Origin of the sequence: Streptomyces sp. NBC_01546 (genome assembly GCF_045208355.1) — a bacterium.
Lineage (GTDB): Bacteria > Actinomycetota > Actinomycetes > Streptomycetales > Streptomycetaceae > Streptomyces.
Map to the genome: position 1 here is coordinate 6,050,183 of NZ_CP109379.1, position 15,900 is coordinate 6,066,082.

At 69.7% G+C, this 15,900-nt stretch carries 12 protein-coding genes; 7 read left to right on the top strand and 5 right to left on the bottom strand.

Going from position 1 to position 15,900, the window contains the following annotated elements; all coding sequences use genetic code 11:
* Positions 1-12 precede the first annotated feature (12 nt).
* The 7 genes from OHA89_RS27685 to pgi all read left to right on the top strand — a co-directional run bounded on the left by OHA89_RS27685 (position 13) and on the right by pgi (position 9,042).
* Positions 13-2,973: a M14 family zinc carboxypeptidase gene (locus OHA89_RS27685; RefSeq protein ID WP_406367340.1), complete on the top strand. Its 2,961-nt coding sequence runs from the start codon at positions 13-15 to the stop codon at positions 2,971-2,973.
* Positions 2,974-3,204: 231 nt separating this feature from the next.
* Positions 3,205-4,209, top strand: a complete 1,005-nt coding sequence (gene gap / locus OHA89_RS27690; protein WP_215142027.1) for a type I glyceraldehyde-3-phosphate dehydrogenase — start codon at positions 3,205-3,207, stop codon at positions 4,207-4,209.
* A gap of 139 nt (positions 4,210-4,348) precedes the next feature.
* Positions 4,349-5,560: a phosphoglycerate kinase gene (locus OHA89_RS27695; RefSeq protein WP_266610389.1), complete on the top strand. Its 1,212-nt coding sequence runs from the start codon at positions 4,349-4,351 to the stop codon at positions 5,558-5,560.
* Positions 5,561-5,566: 6 nt separating this feature from the next.
* Positions 5,567-6,343 carry a triose-phosphate isomerase gene (gene tpiA, locus OHA89_RS27700; protein ID WP_257556847.1) on the top strand — a complete coding sequence of 259 codons (777 nt, stop codon included), beginning with the start codon at positions 5,567-5,569 and terminating at the stop codon, positions 6,341-6,343.
* A 141-nt stretch (positions 6,344-6,484) separates the two neighbouring features.
* Positions 6,485-6,715, top strand: coding sequence for a preprotein translocase subunit SecG (secG, locus tag OHA89_RS27705; RefSeq protein WP_215142070.1), 231 nt, complete (start codon positions 6,485-6,487; stop codon positions 6,713-6,715).
* 182 nt (positions 6,716-6,897) lie between these two features.
* A complete protein-coding gene (locus OHA89_RS27710; protein ID WP_007263454.1) occupies positions 6,898-7,233 on the top strand; it encodes an RNA polymerase-binding protein RbpA in 336 nt (111 codons plus the stop codon).
* Positions 7,234-7,386: 153 nt separating this feature from the next.
* Entirely contained in the window at positions 7,387-9,042 is a 1,656-nt protein-coding gene (gene pgi / locus OHA89_RS27715) for a glucose-6-phosphate isomerase (RefSeq protein WP_257559482.1), read from the top strand.
* Between the two features lie 22 nt (positions 9,043-9,064).
* Here the strand turns inward: pgi and pgl are convergent, their stop codons facing one another.
* From pgl to tkt, 5 genes are all read right to left on the bottom strand, one after another.
* Positions 9,065-9,844: a 6-phosphogluconolactonase gene (pgl, locus tag OHA89_RS27720; protein ID WP_266612458.1), complete on the bottom strand. Its 780-nt coding sequence runs from the start codon at positions 9,842-9,844 to the stop codon at positions 9,065-9,067.
* A gap of 118 nt (positions 9,845-9,962) precedes the next feature.
* Positions 9,963-10,976 (bottom strand): glucose-6-phosphate dehydrogenase assembly protein OpcA, encoded by a 1,014-nt coding sequence (opcA, locus tag OHA89_RS27725; protein ID WP_266610391.1) that lies wholly within the window; start codon positions 10,974-10,976, stop codon positions 9,963-9,965.
* On the bottom strand, positions 10,973-12,499 hold the full coding sequence (zwf, locus tag OHA89_RS27730; RefSeq protein WP_215142036.1) for a glucose-6-phosphate dehydrogenase: 1,527 nt from the start codon (positions 12,497-12,499) through the stop codon (positions 10,973-10,975). Before zwf ends, opcA begins: the two co-directional genes overlap by 4 nt.
* A gap of 5 nt (positions 12,500-12,504) precedes the next feature.
* Entirely contained in the window at positions 12,505-13,623 is a 1,119-nt protein-coding gene (gene tal, locus OHA89_RS27735) for a transaldolase (protein WP_215142038.1), read from the bottom strand.
* 34 nt (positions 13,624-13,657) lie between these two features.
* Positions 13,658-15,760: a transketolase gene (tkt, locus tag OHA89_RS27740; protein WP_266610395.1), complete on the bottom strand. Its 2,103-nt coding sequence runs from the start codon at positions 15,758-15,760 to the stop codon at positions 13,658-13,660.
* Between the last annotated feature and the right edge of the window lie 140 nt (positions 15,761-15,900).

Here is a 15,900-nt window from a genome sequence, read left to right on the forward strand (position 1 = left end):
CCAGGGGGGCATATGAGGCACCGAGCGAGATCGATCCTCGCCGTAAGCGCACTCGTCTTCGGCACCGCACTCGCCGCGCTACCCGTGTCGGCGCAGGCCCAGCCCGGCCCCGACGCGGCATCCGGCGCCGATGAGGTCCGGGTCTACGACGCCGACATCACCAAGGAGCAGGTCCCGCTCGTCCTCGCCGCCGGCCAGGACGCGCACGAGCTGGCCGAACGCGCGCCGGAGAGCGGCACCGCCAAGGTCGAGCTCTTCCTCACCGGTGATCAGGCCAAGCAGCTCGCGGCCCAGGGCGTCAAGCTCGCCGAACGCGAGGTCCCCGGCGAGGGACTCGCCCGCGCCAAGGCCGCCGGGGACGGGGTGTTCCGCCCGTACAGCGGCAAGGGCGGACTCCAGGAGGAGATCCTGCGGACCGCCCAGGAGAACCCGGCGCTCACCAAGGTCGTCTCCATCGGCAAGACCGTCCAGGGCAAGGACATCCTCGCCCTCAAGGTCACCAAGAACGCCAAGAAGACCAAGGACGGCGACAAGCCGGCCGTGCTCTACATGTCCAACCAGCACGCCCGCGAGTGGATCACCCCGGAGATGACCCGGCGGCTGATGCACCACACCGTCGACAACTACGGCAAGGATCCGCGGGTCACCAAGCTGGTGGACTCCACGGAGCTGTGGTTCCTGCTCTCGGCCAACCCCGACGGGTACGACTACACGCACGCCCCCGACGGCGAGCGGCTGTGGCGCAAGAACATGCGCGACAACAACGGCGACGGCAAGCACACGGCCGTCGACGGCGTCGACCTCAACCGCAACTTCGCCTACAAGTGGGGCTACGACAACGAGGGCTCCTCGCCCAGCCAGTCGAGCGAGACCTACCGGGGCCCCAAGGCCGCCTCCGAGCCCGAGACCGTCGCGCTCGACGCCTTCGAGAAGCGCATCGGCTTCGAGTACGCCATCAACTACCACTCCGCCGCCGAGCTGCTGCTCTACGGCGTGGGCTGGCAGGTGGCCACCCCCACCCCGGACGACGTCGCCTACAAGGCGCTCGCGGGCACCCCGGAGAACCCCGCGGTCCCGGGCTACTACCCGCAGGTGTCCTCCGAGCTCTACACCACCAACGGCGAGGCCGACGGCCACGCCGCCAACGTCAACGGCGTCATGATGTTCACGCCGGAGATGACCACCTGCCAGACGGCCTCCGCGAGCGACCCGAACGACCGGTGGAAGCCCGAGGACTGCGCCTCCGGCTTCAACTTCCCGGACGACGAGAAGCTCATCCAGGCGGAGTTCGCCAAGAACGTCACCTTCGCCCTGTCGGTCGGCGAGAGCGCCGCGCACCCGGACCGCCCGGAGTCCGTCGTCGGTCTGAGCGCCGCGGACTTCACCCTGGACCCCTTCACCACCTCCTACGTGGCCCGCGGCGAGGACCAGACGGTCGCCGTCACGGCCCGCAAGGCGCTGAAGGACAAGGAGCTCAACTTCCGGATCAACGGCGGCCGTACGCACGACGAGGACCTCAAGGCCTGGAAGGGCGGCGACGTCTACGGCGGCGAGGACAACAACTGGTTCGACGAGTACCGGGCCAAGGTGGACGGCGCGAAGCCCGGCGACAAGGTCGAGGTTTGGTTCACCGGCCGCGACCGCTCCGGCAAGCAGGTCTCCAGCGAGCACTTCACGTACACGGTGGCCGAGCGGCCGCGCGCGGACGTGCTGGTGATCGCGGAGGAGGGCGCCAAGGCCCAGCACGCCCAGAGCTACGTCGACGCCCTGCGCGCCAACGGCCGCTCCGCGGCGGTCTGGGACGTCGCGACCCAGGGGACGCCGCACCACCTCGGGGTGCTCGCCCACTTCCGTACGGCCGTCCACTACACCGGGGCCAAGACCCCGGGCGGTGACACCCAGCTGGCGGTCCGCGACTTCCTGAACGAGGGCGGCAAGCTGATCGAGGCCGGTGAGCTGGCGGGCGGCAACGCCCAGGTCGGCCGCGCCGTGACCAACGACTTCAGCCAGTACTGGCTCGGCGCTTACGGCCGCACGAGCGTCAGCGGCGCCACCGGCTTCACCGGCGCCGGAGTCCTGAACGGGGCCAAGGGCGCGCTCGGCGACGCCGCGGGCAACCCGCTGAACGCCCCCGGCTCCTACACGGTCACCTCCGACACCCTGGCCCCCGCGCAGTTCCCGCAGTTCAAGAGCGCGCAGGCCGGTCAGTTCGGCGGGGTCGTCAACCCGTACGCCCCCTACGCCGGCAGCTGGATGGCCTCGGCCCTCCACGAGGACGACGACTGGAAGCGGCTGACCCGCACGATCGACCTCACCAAGGTCTCCGCCGCGGACAAGCCGCAGCTGAAGCTCGCGATGAGCTGGAACGTCGAGGAGGGCTACGACCACGCCGCGCTGGAGGCCCGTACGGCCGGCGGGGACGACTGGACCACCCTCCCGGACGCGGGCGGCCTGAGCAGCACCACCGTTCCCGAGGAGTGCGGGGCGGGGTTCTTCGTGAACGGCCACCCGTTCCTGCGCCACTACCTCACCCTTGAGGGCGGCAGCTGCACCCCGCAGGGCACCAGCGGGAAGTGGAACAGCTTCACGGCCTCCTCCGGCGGCTGGAAGCAGGTCTCCTTCGACCTGAGCGCCTACGCGGGCAAGTCCGTCGAGGTCTCGCTCTCCTACATCACCGACGGCGGCTCGGGCGGTCGCGGCGTCTTCGCGGACGAGGCACGCCTGAACGTCGGCGGCACGGACCAGCCCGTGGAGGGCTTCGAGACCTCGCTCGGCGACTGGACGGCCCAGGGCGCACCTGCCGGAAGCCCTGAGGTTCCGGGAGACTGGTCCCGGTCGGGAGAGCTGTTCAAGTCCTATGCAGCGGTGACTACGCGTGACACCGTTCTGCTGGGCTTCGGCCTCGAGCACGTACCGGCGGCGGCTGATCGAGCCGTACTCGTCGGTAAGGCACTGCGGGCGCTGAATCGTTGATCAGCAGCCCTCCCGGTGCTCACTCTGAGTGACGGGGAGAAAGTCCCCGAGGTCCCGTACCGGAACAGCCGGTACGGGGCCTCGGCGCGGGTCCCCCGCCAAGTAGGGGGAGTGTCAGGCTCCGGCCGATGTCACTCAAAAGCTCACGGAGAGGTAGGGTCGTAAGCGGTCGGGGACATCCCATACAGCTCGCCGGCGCACTTACCGGCGCACCAACGAGGAGATCGGTTCGTGACGATCCGCGTAGGCATCAACGGTTTTGGCCGAATTGGCCGCAACTACTTCCGGGCGCTCCTTGAGCAGGGAGCGGACATCGAGATCGTCGGTGTCAACGACCTGACTGACAACGCCACTCTGGTGCACCTGCTCAAGTACGACACCATTCTGGGCCGCCTCAAGGCCGAGGTCTCCCACACCGACGACAGCATCACCGTCGCCGGCAACACCTTCAAGACCTTCGCCGAGCGCGACCCCGCGAACCTCCCCTGGGGTGAGCTGGGCGCCGACATCGTCATCGAGTCGACCGGCATCTTCACGAAGAAGGCCGACGCCGCCAAGCACATCGCCGCGGGCGCGAAGAAGGTCCTCATCTCGGCTCCGGCCAAGGACGAGGACATCACGATCGTGATGGGCGTCAACCAGGACAAGTACGACGCGGCCAACCACCACGTCATCTCCAACGCCTCCTGCACCACCAACTGCGTGGCGCCGATGGCCAAGGTCCTCCTGGAGAACTTCGGCATCGTCAAGGGCATGATGACGACGGTCCACGCCTACACGAACGACCAGCGCATCCTGGACTTCCCGCACTCGGACCTGCGCCGCGCCCGCGCCGCCGCCGAGAACATCATCCCGACCACCACCGGTGCCGCCAAGGCCACCGCGCTGGTGATCCCGGAGCTGGCGGGCAAGCTCGACGGCATCGCGATGCGCGTCCCGGTCCCGACCGGCTCCGTGACCGACCTGGTCATCGAGCTCGAGCGCGAGGTCACCAAGGACGAGGTCAACTCCGCGTTCCAGAAGGCCGCCGAGGGCCAGCTGAAGGGCATCCTCGACTACACCGAGGACGCGATCGTCTCTTCCGACATCGTGAACTGGCCCGCGTCCTGCACCTTCGACTCCTCCCTGACCATGGTCCAGGGCAAGAGCGTCAAGATCGTCGGCTGGTACGACAACGAGTGGGGCTACTCCAACCGTCTCGTGGACCTCACGGTCTTCGTCGGTGGCCAGCTCTAAGGTCACCCGGTTCTAAGGTAGGCACCACGATGTGAGCACAGGGTCCGGGCTGCGCGACGAAGCGCCGCACGGGCCCTGTTGCTTGTCTCGTTCTCCCTTCCTCGCCCTTCGCGAGAAGGGCTCAAAGGAGTAGAAACACATGAAGACGATCGACGAACTGCTCGCCGAGGGCGTCAAGGGCAAGCGGGTCTTCGTCCGCGCCGACCTCAACGTCCCGCTGGCCCAGGGCAGCATCACCGACGACGGCCGCATCCGCGCCGTCCAGCCCACGATCGCGAAGCTCGCCGCCTCCGGCGCCCGCGTCATCGTGGCCTCGCACCTGGGCCGCCCCAAGGGTGCCCCGGACCCGGCCTTCTCGCTCGCCCCGGCCGCCAAGCGCCTCGGCGAACTGCTCGGTGCGGACGTCGCGTTCGCCACCGACACCGTCGGCGACTCCGCAAAGGCGACCGTCGCGGCCCTGACCGACGGCCAGGTGGCCGTCATCGAGAACCTGCGCTTCAACCCCGGCGAGACCGCGAAGGACGACGCCGAGCGCGGCGCCTTCGCCGACCAGCTCGCGGAGCTCGCCGACGTGTACGTCGGTGACGGCTTCGGCGCCGTCCACCGCAAGCACGCCTCGGTCTTCGACCTCCCCGCGCGCCTCCCGCACGCGGCCGGCTACCTCATCGCCACCGAGGTCGGCGTCCTGAAGAAGCTGACCGACGAGGTCAAGCGCCCGTACGTCGTCGTCCTCGGCGGCGCCAAGGTCTCCGACAAGCTCGCCGTCATCGACCAGCTGCTCGGCAAGGCCGACCGCATCCTCATCGGCGGCGGCATGGCGTACACCTTCCTCAAGGCCCTCGGCCACGAGGTCGGCATCTCCCTCCTCCAGGAGGACCAGATCCCGAAGGTCACGGAGTACATGGAGCGCGCCAAGGCCACCGGCGTCGAGCTGGTGCTCCCGGTCGACGTGCTGGTCTCCAAGGACTTCCCGGACCTCAAGGGCAAGACCCCGGCCGTCTTCGAGACCGTCGACGCGGACGGCATCCCGTCCGACAAGGAGGGCCTGGACATCGGCCCCAAGACGCGTGAGCTCTACGCGTCGAAGATCGCCGATGCCGAGACCGTGTTCTGGAACGGCCCGGTCGGCGTCTTCGAGCACCCGGACTACGCGGGCGGCACCACCGCCATCGCGCAGGCCCTGGTCGACAGCAACGCCTTCACCGTCGTCGGCGGCGGCGACTCGGCCGCGGCCGTGCGTACGCTCGGCTTCGACGAGAAGGCCTTCGGCCACATTTCCACCGGTGGCGGCGCCTCCCTCGAATACCTCGAGGGCAAGACGCTCCCCGGCCTCGCCGCCCTGGAGGGCTGACACCACATGACCACCCGCACCCCGCTGATGGCGGGCAACTGGAAGATGAACCTCAACCACCTCGAGGCCATCGCCCACGCCCAGAAGCTCGCCTTCGCACTCGCCGACAAGGACTACGACGCCGTCGAGGTCGCGGTCCTGCCGCCCTTCGTCGACCTCCGCTCGGTCCAGACCCTGGTCGAGGGCGACAAGCTGAAGATCAAGTACGGCGCCCAGGACATCTCCGCGCACGACTCCGGCGCCTACACCGGCGAGATCTCCGGCTCGATGCTGTCGAAGCTGAAGTGCACGTACGTGGCCGTCGGCCACAGTGAGCGCCGGCAGTACCACGGCGAGAGCGACGAGCTCTGCAACGCCAAGGTCAAGGCCGCCTACAAGCACGGGCTCACCCCGATCCTGTGCGTCGGCGAGGGCCTGGACGTCCGCAAGGCCGGCCAGCAGGTCCCGTACACGCTGAACCAGGTCGACGGCGGCCTCAAGGACATCCCGGCCGAGCAGGTCGAGTCCATCGTGATCGCGTACGAGCCCGTCTGGGCCATCGGAACCGGCGAGGTCGCCACCCCCGAGGACGCCCAGGAGGTCTGCGGGGCGATCCGCGGCCGTCTCGCGGAGCTGTACTCGCAGGAGCTGGCCGACAAGGTCCGCATCCAGTACGGCGGCTCGGTGAAGTCCGGGAACATCGCGGCGATCATGGCCCAGCCCGACGTCGACGGCGCCCTGATCGGCGGCGCGGCACTGGACGTGGACGAGTTCGTCAAGATCGTCCGCTTCCGCGACCAGTAGGCACGGCGATGAGTATGCGGTAGGACGGATCCGTCGTACCCTTGCGGGGGCCAGGAGGCGCAACAGCAGCCACTGGCCCCCGCGCACATCCAGCACAGCCGGAATGCCAGAAAAGCCAGAAAGTAGGAATCAGCCGTGATTATGGGGTTCTCGATCGCCCTGATCGTCTTCAGCGGCCTGCTGATGCTGCTCGTGCTGATGCACAAGGGCAAGGGCGGCGGCCTTTCCGACATGTTCGGCGGCGGCATGCAGTCGTCGGTCGGCGGCTCCTCCGTCGCGGAGCGGAACCTGGACCGCATCACCGTCGTGGTCGGTCTGCTGTGGTTCGCCTGCATCCTCGCGCTCGGGCTCATGATGAAGTCGAGCAGCTGACCGTTCTGGCCATCCGGCAGTACGGTCGGCTCCGCCCGGCCTATCATTGGGGTCCGGCGTCCATGGCGTGGAAGCAGTAACTCCGCTCACTGGACGTGCGTTGGGCCTTACGTAGACTTGGGCGCCCGCGGCGGAAAATTCCACTCACGCTCCGCGGCACCATCACGCAGGGAGTTACGACCGTGGCAAGTGGCAACGCGATCCGTGGTAGCCGGGTCGGAGCGGGGCCGATGGGTGAGGCCGAGCGCGGCGAGTCCGCGCCCCGCCTGCGCATCTCCTTCTGGTGCTCGAACGGGCACGAGACGCAGCCGAGCTTCGCCAGCGATGCGCAGGTGCCGGACACCTGGGACTGCCCGCGCTGCGGGTTCCCGGCCGGCCAGGACCGGGACAACCCGCCCGCGCCGCCGCGCACCGAGCCGTACAAGACGCACCTGGCGTACGTACGGGAGCGGCGCACGGACGCCGACGGCGAGGCGATCCTCGCCGAGGCCCTCGCCAAGCTCCGCGGCGAGATCTGAACACCACCTGAAGTCATGTGACGTGAGGCCCGGTCCCGTTGGAGACATCTCCGGCGGGACCGGGCCTCTTTGTGTGCGTTGGTCCCCTTCGGATCCCTTAGGTTGGAGATCGGCGGGGCACGACAGGACGGAAGAAGTGGGTTGATGTCCGAGATGAACGCAGACAGCCGTACGAAGCTCAACCGGATGCCGGAGTGGCTGGCACTCGGCAAGCACCGGGAGGAGTTCGGGCAGACGCATCTGCGGGAGCTGTTCGAGGAGAATCCGGGCCGCGGTGCCGGCTACACCCTGCGGGTCGGCGACCTGCACATCGACTACTCGAAGCACCTCGTGACCGACGAGACGCTGACCCTGCTGCGCGAACTCGCGGCGGCGGCGGGCGTGGCCGAGCTGCGCGAGGCGATGTTCCGCGGCGAGAAGATCAACACGACCGAGGACCGGGCGGTCCTGCACACCGCCCTGCGCGCGCCCGAAGACGCTGTCGTCGAGGTCGACGGAGAGAACGTCGTCCCCGCGGTGCACGCCGTCCTCGACAAGATGGCGGACTTCGCCGGCCGGGTCAGGTCGGGGGAGTGGACCGGCTTCACCGGACAGCGCATCAGGAACGTCGTCAACATCGGCATCGGCGGCTCCGACCTGGGTCCCGCGATGGCCTACGACGCCCTGCGGGCCTTCACCGACCGCGGTCTGACAGTGCGCTTCGTGTCCAACGTGGACGGCGCGGACCTGCACGAGGCCGTGCGCGACCTGGACCCGGCCGAGACGCTGTTCATCATCGCCTCCAAGACCTTCACCACCATCGAGACCATCACCAACGCCACTTCGGCGCGCGAGTGGCTGCTCGCGGGCCTGGGCGGTGACCAGGCGGCCGTCGCACGGCACTTCGTGGCGCTGTCGACCAACGCCGAGAAGGTCACGGACTTCGGCATCGATCCGGCCAACATGTTCGAGTTCTGGGACTGGGTCGGCGGCCGCTACTCCTTCGACTCCGCCATCGGGCTCTCGCTGATGACCGCGATCGGCCCGGACGCCTTCCGGGAGATGCTCGGCGGCTTCCACGCCATGGACCGGCACTTCCGCACCGCGCCTCCGGAGGAGAACGCCCCGCTGCTGCTCGGGCTGTTGGGCATCTGGTACGGCGCCTTCTTCGACGCGCAGTCGCACGCGGTGCTCCCGTACAGCCACTACCTCTCCCGCTTCACCGCCTACTTGCAGCAGCTGGACATGGAGTCCAACGGCAAGTCGGTGGACCGCGACGGCAATCCGGTGGAGTGGCAGACGGGTCCGGTGGTGTGGGGCACGCCCGGCACCAACGGGCAGCACGCGTACTACCAGCTGATCCACCAGGGGACGAAGGTGATCCCCGCGGACTTCATCGGCTTCGCGCGTCCGGTGGCGGAGCTGGAGCCCTCGCTCGCGGCCCAGCACGACCTGCTGATGGCGAACTTCTTCGCGCAGACCCAGGCGCTGGCCTTCGGCAAGACGGCGCAGGAGGTACGGGCGGAGGGCGCCGCCGAATCGCTGGTCCCCCACAAGACCTTCCAGGGGAACCACCCGACGACCACCATCCTGGCCACCGAGCTCACCCCGGCGGTGCTGGGACAGCTGATCGCCCTGTACGAGCACAAGGTGTTCGTACAGGGCGCGGTGTGGAACATCGACTCCTTCGACCAGTGGGGCGTGGAGCTCGGCAAGGTCCTCGCGAAGCGGATCGAGCCCGCGCTGACGCAGGGCGCGGACGTACCGGGCCTGGACGCCTCGACCAAGGCCCTGGTGGCCGCCTACCGCGAGCTGCGCGGGCGCGGCTGAGCCACGTGACGTACCCGTCGGCTCACGAGGCCGGCGGGTACATCCCGGACGGGAGGTGCGCGGCCGCCGCGCGGTCCAGGAGCCACAGGGTGCGGGAACGGCCGTAGGCCGCCGCCGCCGGGGCCTGGACCCCGCCGGCGCCGCCGAGGGCGATGGACACCGCGCGGGCCTTGTCCTCGCCCGCCGCCAGCAGCCAGACCTCGCGGGCCGCCCGGATCGCCGGAAGGGTGAGCGAGATGCGGGTGGGCGGGGGCTTCGGGGCTCCGTGGACGCCGACCACCGTCCGCTCGGTCTCGCGGGTCGCCGGGTGCTCCGGGAACAGCGAGGCCACGTGGGTGTCCGGGCCCACGCCCAGCATCAGCACGTCGAAGGTGGGGACCGGGCCGTGGTCCTCGGGACCGGCCGCCTTCGCCAGCTCGGCCGCGTACGAGGCCGCCGCCGCGTCCACGTCGGGCCCGTACGGGCCGTCCGAGGCCGGCATGACGTGCACGCGGGCGGGATCCACCGGGACGGAGTCCAGCAGCGCCTCGCGGGCCTGGGTGTGGTTGCGCTCGGGGTCGTCGGCGGGGACATAGCGCTCGTCCCCCCACCACAGGTCCAGCCGGGACCAGTCGACCGCGTCCCGGGCCGGGGCGGTGGCCAGCGCCGCGAGCAGGCCGTTGCCGTTGCGGCCGCCGGTGAGGACCACGGACGCCGTGCCGCGGGCCGTCTGCGCGTCCACGATCTTCGTGATGAGCCGGGCCGCCGTGGCCTGGGCCATCAGCTCCTTGTCCCGGTGGACGACGACCTGGGGAGTCGTCATACCCATGTGCTGCCGCCTTCTTGGTAGGTGGGGGTGGGTGCGGGTGCCGCTGCCCGGACCCGCAAATGCCGACGGGGCTGGATTGCGCTGCGCACAATCCAGCCCCGCGCGGTACGGGCTACTTCGCCGCGGCCTTCTTGGACGGCTTGGCCGCCGGCTTCGGGGCCGGGGCCGGGGCCTCCTCGGCCGGGGCCGGGGCCGCGGACTCGGGGGCCAGTTTGGCCACGCCGAACTTCAGCGAGGCCTCGTAGGTGTTGTCCGGGTCCAGGCGGCGGAGTTCCTCCGCCAGGAGCTCGGCCGTGTCCCGGCGCTTGAGCGCCACCGCACGGTCGGGCTGCCCCGGCATGCACAGCGTGGCCAGCGCCCCGTCCGCCCGGTCCAGGACGATCGTGCCGTCCTTGGTCTCCAGGCGTACGGCCGTCAGGCCCGGACCCGCCGACGGCGTGCGCCGGACGGGGACCTTGAGCCGGTCCGCCAGCCACATGGCCAGCAGCTCGCAGCTCGGGTTCTCCGACTCGCCCTCGACGGTCGCCGAGGCGACCGACAGGGTCTGCTGGTCCAGCGCGGCCGCCAGCATCGAGCGCCACGGGGTGATCCGGGTCCACGAAAGGTCCGTGTCCCCGGGCGCGTAGGCGGCGGCCCGGCTGCCGAGCGCCTCGGTCGGGTCCTCGCAGGAGTACGTGTCCGTGATCCGGCGCTGCCCCAGCGCACCGAGCGGGTCGCCCGCCAGGTCCGTCGGAGCGTTCTCGGGCCACCAGACGACCACCGGGGCGTCCGGCAGGAGCAACGGGAGAACCACCGACTGGGCGTGGTCGACCAGTTCGCCGTGAAGGCGGAGCACGACCGTCTCGCCGGTGCCGGAGTCCGCCCCGACGCGGACTTCCGCGTCGAGACGGGCATCGCGGCGGCTGCGCGGCGAGCGGCTGACCCGCTTGATGACGACGACGATCCGCGAGGGGTGTTCGTGGGACGCGTCGTTCGCCGACTTGAGCGCGTCGTACGCGTTCTCCTCGTCGGTCACGATCACCAGCGTGAGGACCATGCCGATGGCCGGCGTGCCGATGTCCCGGCGCGCCTTGACCAGTGCGGCGTTGATCTTGCTGGAGTTGGTCTCCGTGAGGTCGATCTTCATGGCCGGCGCCAGCTCCGTCCGTCTCGTGCGAGCATCTCGTCCGCCTCGACCGGACCCCAGGTGCCCGCCGGGTACTGCGCGGGCTTGCCGTGCTTGTCCCAGTACTCCTCGATCGGGTCGAGGATGTTCCAGGACAGTTCGACCTCCTGGTGACGCGGGAAGAGGTTCGCGTCGCCGAGGAGCACGTCGAGGATCAGCCGCTCGTACGCCTCGGGGCTCGACTCCGTGAAGGACTCGCCGTAGGCGAAGTCCATCGTGACGTCCCGGACCTCCATGGAGGTGCCCGGAACCTTGGACCCGAAGCGGACCGTGACGCCTTCGTCCGGCTGGACCCGGATGACCAGGGCGTTCTGCCCCAGCTCCTCGGTCGCGCCCGATTCGAACGGCAGGTACGGGGCCCGCTTGAAGACCACCGCGATCTCGGTCACCCGGCGGCCCAGGCGCTTGCCGGTCCGCAGGTAGAACGGGACGCCCGCCCAGCGGCGGTTGTTGATCTCCAGCCGGATGGCCGCGTAGGTGTCGGTCTTCGACTTGGGGTCGATGCCGTCCTCTTCGAGGTACCCGACGACCTTCTCGCCGCCCTGCCACGCCGCCGAGTACTGGCCGCGCACGGTGTGCTTGCCCAGGTCCTCGGGCAGCTCCACGGCGGTCAGCACCTTGAGCTTCTCGGCCACCAGCGCCTTGGGGTGGAAGGTGCCGGGCTCCTCCATCGCGGTCAGCGCGAGCAGCTGGAGCAGGTGGTTCTGGATGACGTCACGGGCCGCGCCGATGCCGTCGTAGTAACCGGCCCGGCCGCCGATGCCGATGTCCTCGGCCATGGTGATCTGGACGTGGTCGACGTACGACCGGTTCCAGATCGGCTCGAACATGGTGTTGGCGAAGCGGAGCGCCAGGATGTTCTGGACGGTCTCCTTGCCGAGGTAGTGATCGATCCGGAAGACCTCGTCACGGGGGAAGACCTCGTGAACGACCTTGTTGAGCTCCTCGGCGCTCTTCAGGTCGTGGCCGAAGGGCTTCTCGATGACGGCGCGCCGCCAGGAGCCTTCCTTCTGCGCCAGACCGTGGTCCTTGAGCTGCTGGACCACCTTGGGGAAGAACTTCGGCGGGACCGACAGGTAGAAGGCGAAGTTGCCGCCCGTACCCTGCGCCTTGTCGAGCTCGTCGATCGTCGCCTTCAGGGTCTCGAAGGCCGCGTCGTCGTCGAAGTCGCCCTGCACGAACCGGCAGCCCTGCACCAGCTGCTGCCAGACCTCCTCCCGGAACGGCGTGCGCGAGTGCTCCTTGACGGCCTCGTACACCTCCTGGGCGAAGTCCTCGTGCTCCCACTCCCGGCGGGCGAAGCCGATCAGTGAGAAGCCCGGCGGGAGCAGGCCGCGGTTGGCCAGGTCGTAGACGGCAGGCATCAGCTTCTTGCGCGACAGGTCACCCGTAACGCCGAAAATGACCAGGCCGGACGGCCCCGCGATACGCGGGAGCCGCCGGTCCTGTGCGTCACGAAGCGGGTTCGCTCCGTTTACAGACAAGGTGTTCAGGCCTCCGTGGGGGCGAGGCGCTCAAGCTCCGCCTCGGTCGACTTCAGCAGGTCGTTCCAGGACACCGCGAACTTCTCGACGCCCTCGTCTTCCAGCAGCTGCACCACATCGTCGTACGAGATGCCCAGCTTCGCGACCGCGTCGAGCTCGGCGCGCGCCTGCTCGTAGGTGCCGCGCACGGTGTCACCCGTGATCTGCCCGTGGTCGGCCGCGGCCTCCAGGGTGGCCTCCGGCATGGTGTTCACCGTGTTCGGGGCGACCAGGTCGTCCACGTACAGGGTGTCCTTGTACGCCGGGTCCTTGACGCCCGTCGAGGCCCACAGCGGACGCTGCTTGTTGGCGCCGACGCGCTCCAGGGCGGCCCAGCGGTCCGAGGAGAAGACATCCTCGTACGCCTCGTAGGCCAGACGGGCGTTGGCGAGCGCCGCCTTGCCCTTGAGGGCCTTGGCCTCGTCGGTGCCGACGGCGTCCAGGCGCTTGTCGATCTCGCTGTCCACGCGGGACACGAAGAAGGAGGCGACCGAGTGGATCAGGGACAGGTCCAGGCCGGCGGCCTTGGCCTTCTCCAGACCCGCCAGGTACGCGTCCATGACCTCGCGGTAGCGCTCCAGCGAGAAGATCAGCGTGACGTTGACGCTGATGCCCTTGCCGATGACCTCGGTGATCGCCGGCAGGCCGGCCTTGGTCGCCGGGATCTTGATCAGCGTGTTCGGGCGGTCCACCAGCCAGGCCAGCTGCTTGGCCTCGGCGATGGTCGCCGGGGTGTTGTGCGCCAGGCGCGGGTCGACCTCGATCGACACGCGGCCGTCCTGGCCGTCGGTGCGGTCGTAGACCGGGCGCAGGATGTCGGCGGCGTCGCGGACGTCCGCCGTCGTGATCATGCGCAGCGCCTCCTCCACGGTCACCTTGCGGGTCGCGAGGTCGGTGAGCTGCTGCTCGTATCCCTCGCCGCCGCTGATGGCCTTCTGGAAGATCGCCGGGTTGGTGGTGACGCCGACCACGTGCGACTCGTCGATGAGCTCGGCCAGGTTGCCGGACGTGATGCGCTTGCGGGACAGGTCGTCCAGCCAGATCGCCACGCCCTCGTCGGAGAGGCGCTTGAGTGCGTCTGTCATGGGAATTGCATCTCCTACTGGTCTTGTACGGGCGTCAGCGCGCGGCTGCGGCGAGGGAGGCCTGGGCTGCGGCGGTCACGGCCTCGGGGGTGAAACCGAACTCGCGGAACAGCACCTTCGCGTCGGCCGAGGCACCGAAGTGCTCCAGCGACACGATCCGGCCCGCGTCGCCGACGTAGCGGTGCCAGGTCAGGCCGATGCCCGCCTCGACCGCGACGCGCGCCTTGACGGAAGGCGGCAGGACGCTGTCCTTGTACGCCTGGTCCTGCTCCTCGAACCACTCGACGGACGGCATCGAGACGACTCGGGTGGGGATGCCCTGGGCCTGGAGCTGCTCGCGGGCCTCCACGGCCACGTGCACCTCGGAGCCGGTGCCGATGAGGAGGACCTGCGCGGCTGCGCTCTGCCCGTCGGCGCCCGTGGCCTCGAAGAGCACGTAACCGCCCTTGGCGGCGTCCTCGTTGCGCTCGTAGGTCGGCACGCCCTGACGGGTCAGCGCCAGGCCGTGCGGGGCGCCCTTGCCGAACACCTTGGTGTGGCGCCGCAGGATCTCGCGCCAGGCGATGGCGGTCTCGTTGGCGTCGGCCGGGCGGACGATGTTCAGGCCCGGGATGGCGCGCAGCGAGGCGAGGTGCTCGACCGGCTGGTGGGTCGGGCCGTCCTCGCCGAGACCGATGGAGTCGTGCGTCCACACGTAGGTGACCGGCACGTGCATCAGCGCGGAGAGCCGGACGGCGTTGCGCATGTAGTCGGAGAACACCAGGAAGGTGCCGCCGTAGATGCGGGTGTGGCCGTGCAGGGCGATGCCGTTCATGGCCGCGGCCATGGCGTGCTCGCGGATGCCGAAGTGGATGGTGCGGCCGTACGGGTCGGCCTCCGGCAGCGGGTTGCCCACCGGCAGGAACGAGGAGTTCTTGTCGATGGTGGTGTTGTTGGAGCCGGCCAGGTCGGCCGAGCCGCCCCACAGCTCCGGGATGACCGCACCGAGGGCCTGGAGCACCTTGCCGGAGGCGGCGCGGGTGGCGACACCCTTGCCGGCCTCGAAGGAGGGGAGCTTGTCCTCCCAGCCCGCGGGCAGCTCGTTCGCGTTGATGCGGTCGAACTCGGCGGCGCGCTCCGGGTTGGCGGTGCGCCAGGCGGAGAAGTCCTTCTCCCACGCGGCCTTGGCCTCGCGGCCGCGGTCCAGCGCCTTGCGGGTGTGCGCGATGACCTCGTCGGAGACCTCGAAGGTCTGCTCCGGGTCGAAGCCGAGGACGCGCTTGGTGGCGGCGACCTCGTCGTCACCGAGGGCCGAGCCGTGCGAGGCCTCGGTGCCCTGGGCGTGCGGGGCCGGCCAGGCGATGATCGAGCGGGCCGCGATGAAGGACGGGCGCCCGGTCTCGGCCTTGGCGGCGATCAGCGCCTGGTGCAGCGCCTTCGGGTCGAGGTCGCCGTTCTCCTGCTGCGCGACGCGCTGGACGTGCCAGCCGTACGCCTCGTAGCGCTTGAGGGTGTCCTCGGAGACGGCCGTCTCCGTGTCGCCCTCGATGGAGATGTGGTTGTCGTCCCACAGCAGCACCAGGTTGCCGAGCTTCTGGTGGCCCGCCAGCGCGGACGCCTCGTGGGAGATGCCCTCCTGGAGGCAGCCGTCGCCCGCGATCGCGTAGATCATGTGGTCGAACGGGGAGGTGCCCTGGGCGGCCTCCGGGTCGAACAGGCCGCGCTCGTAGCGGGAGGCCATGGCCATGCCCACCGCGTTGGCGATGCCCTGGCCCAGCGGGCCGGTGGTGGTCTCCACGCCGGCCGTGTGGCCGTACTCCGGGTGCCCGGGGGTCTTGGAGCCCCAGGTGCGGAATGCCTTGAGGTCGTCCAGCTCCAGGCCGAAGCCGCCGAGGTACAGCTGGGTGTACAGGGTGAGGGACGAGTGCCCCGCGGAGAGCACGAAGCGGTCGCGGCCCACCCACTCGGGGTCCGCCGGGTCGTGCCGCATCACCTTCTGGAAGAGGGTGTACGCGGCGGGGGCCAGGCTCATCGCCGTACCGGGGTGGCCGTTTCCGACCTTCTGGACCGCGTCAGCGGCCAGAACGCGGGCGGTGTCGACGGCCCGCTGGTCCAGTTCGGTCCACTCGAGCTCTGTGGTGGTCGGCTTGGTGCTCACCGTGGGTCAGGGCTCCTCTCCACATGTCTGTTCCCGGTGACGAACGGTGCACCGGCGCGATTCCGAGCCTACCCCCGCAACGGCGTGCAGCTATTCGAGTGTCCGCACTCCGTCACCGTGCCGTCACCGGGTCGTCAGCT

What these genes read in the sequence shown, in the direction of transcription:
- OHA89_RS27685 (WP_406367340.1), top strand. Translation starts at nt 13, where the DNA reads ATGAGGCACCGAGCGAGATCGATCCTCGCCGTAAGCGCACTCGTCTTC.
- OHA89_RS27695 (WP_266610389.1), top strand. Translation starts at nt 4,349, where the DNA reads ATGAAGACGATCGACGAACTGCTCGCCGAGGGCGTCAAGGGCAAGCGG.
- tpiA (WP_257556847.1), top strand. Translation starts at nt 5,567, where the DNA reads ATGACCACCCGCACCCCGCTGATGGCGGGCAACTGGAAGATGAACCTC.
- secG (WP_215142070.1), top strand. Translation starts at nt 6,485, where the DNA reads ATGGGGTTCTCGATCGCCCTGATCGTCTTCAGCGGCCTGCTGATGCTG.
- pgi (WP_257559482.1), top strand. Translation starts at nt 7,387, where the DNA reads ATGAACGCAGACAGCCGTACGAAGCTCAACCGGATGCCGGAGTGGCTG.
- pgl (WP_266612458.1), bottom strand. Translation starts at nt 9,844, where the DNA reads ATGACGACTCCCCAGGTCGTCGTCCACCGGGACAAGGAGCTGATGGCC.
- opcA (WP_266610391.1), bottom strand. Translation starts at nt 10,976, where the DNA reads ATGAAGATCGACCTCACGGAGACCAACTCCAGCAAGATCAACGCCGCA.
- tal (WP_215142038.1), bottom strand. Translation starts at nt 13,623, where the DNA reads ATGACAGACGCACTCAAGCGCCTCTCCGACGAGGGCGTGGCGATCTGG.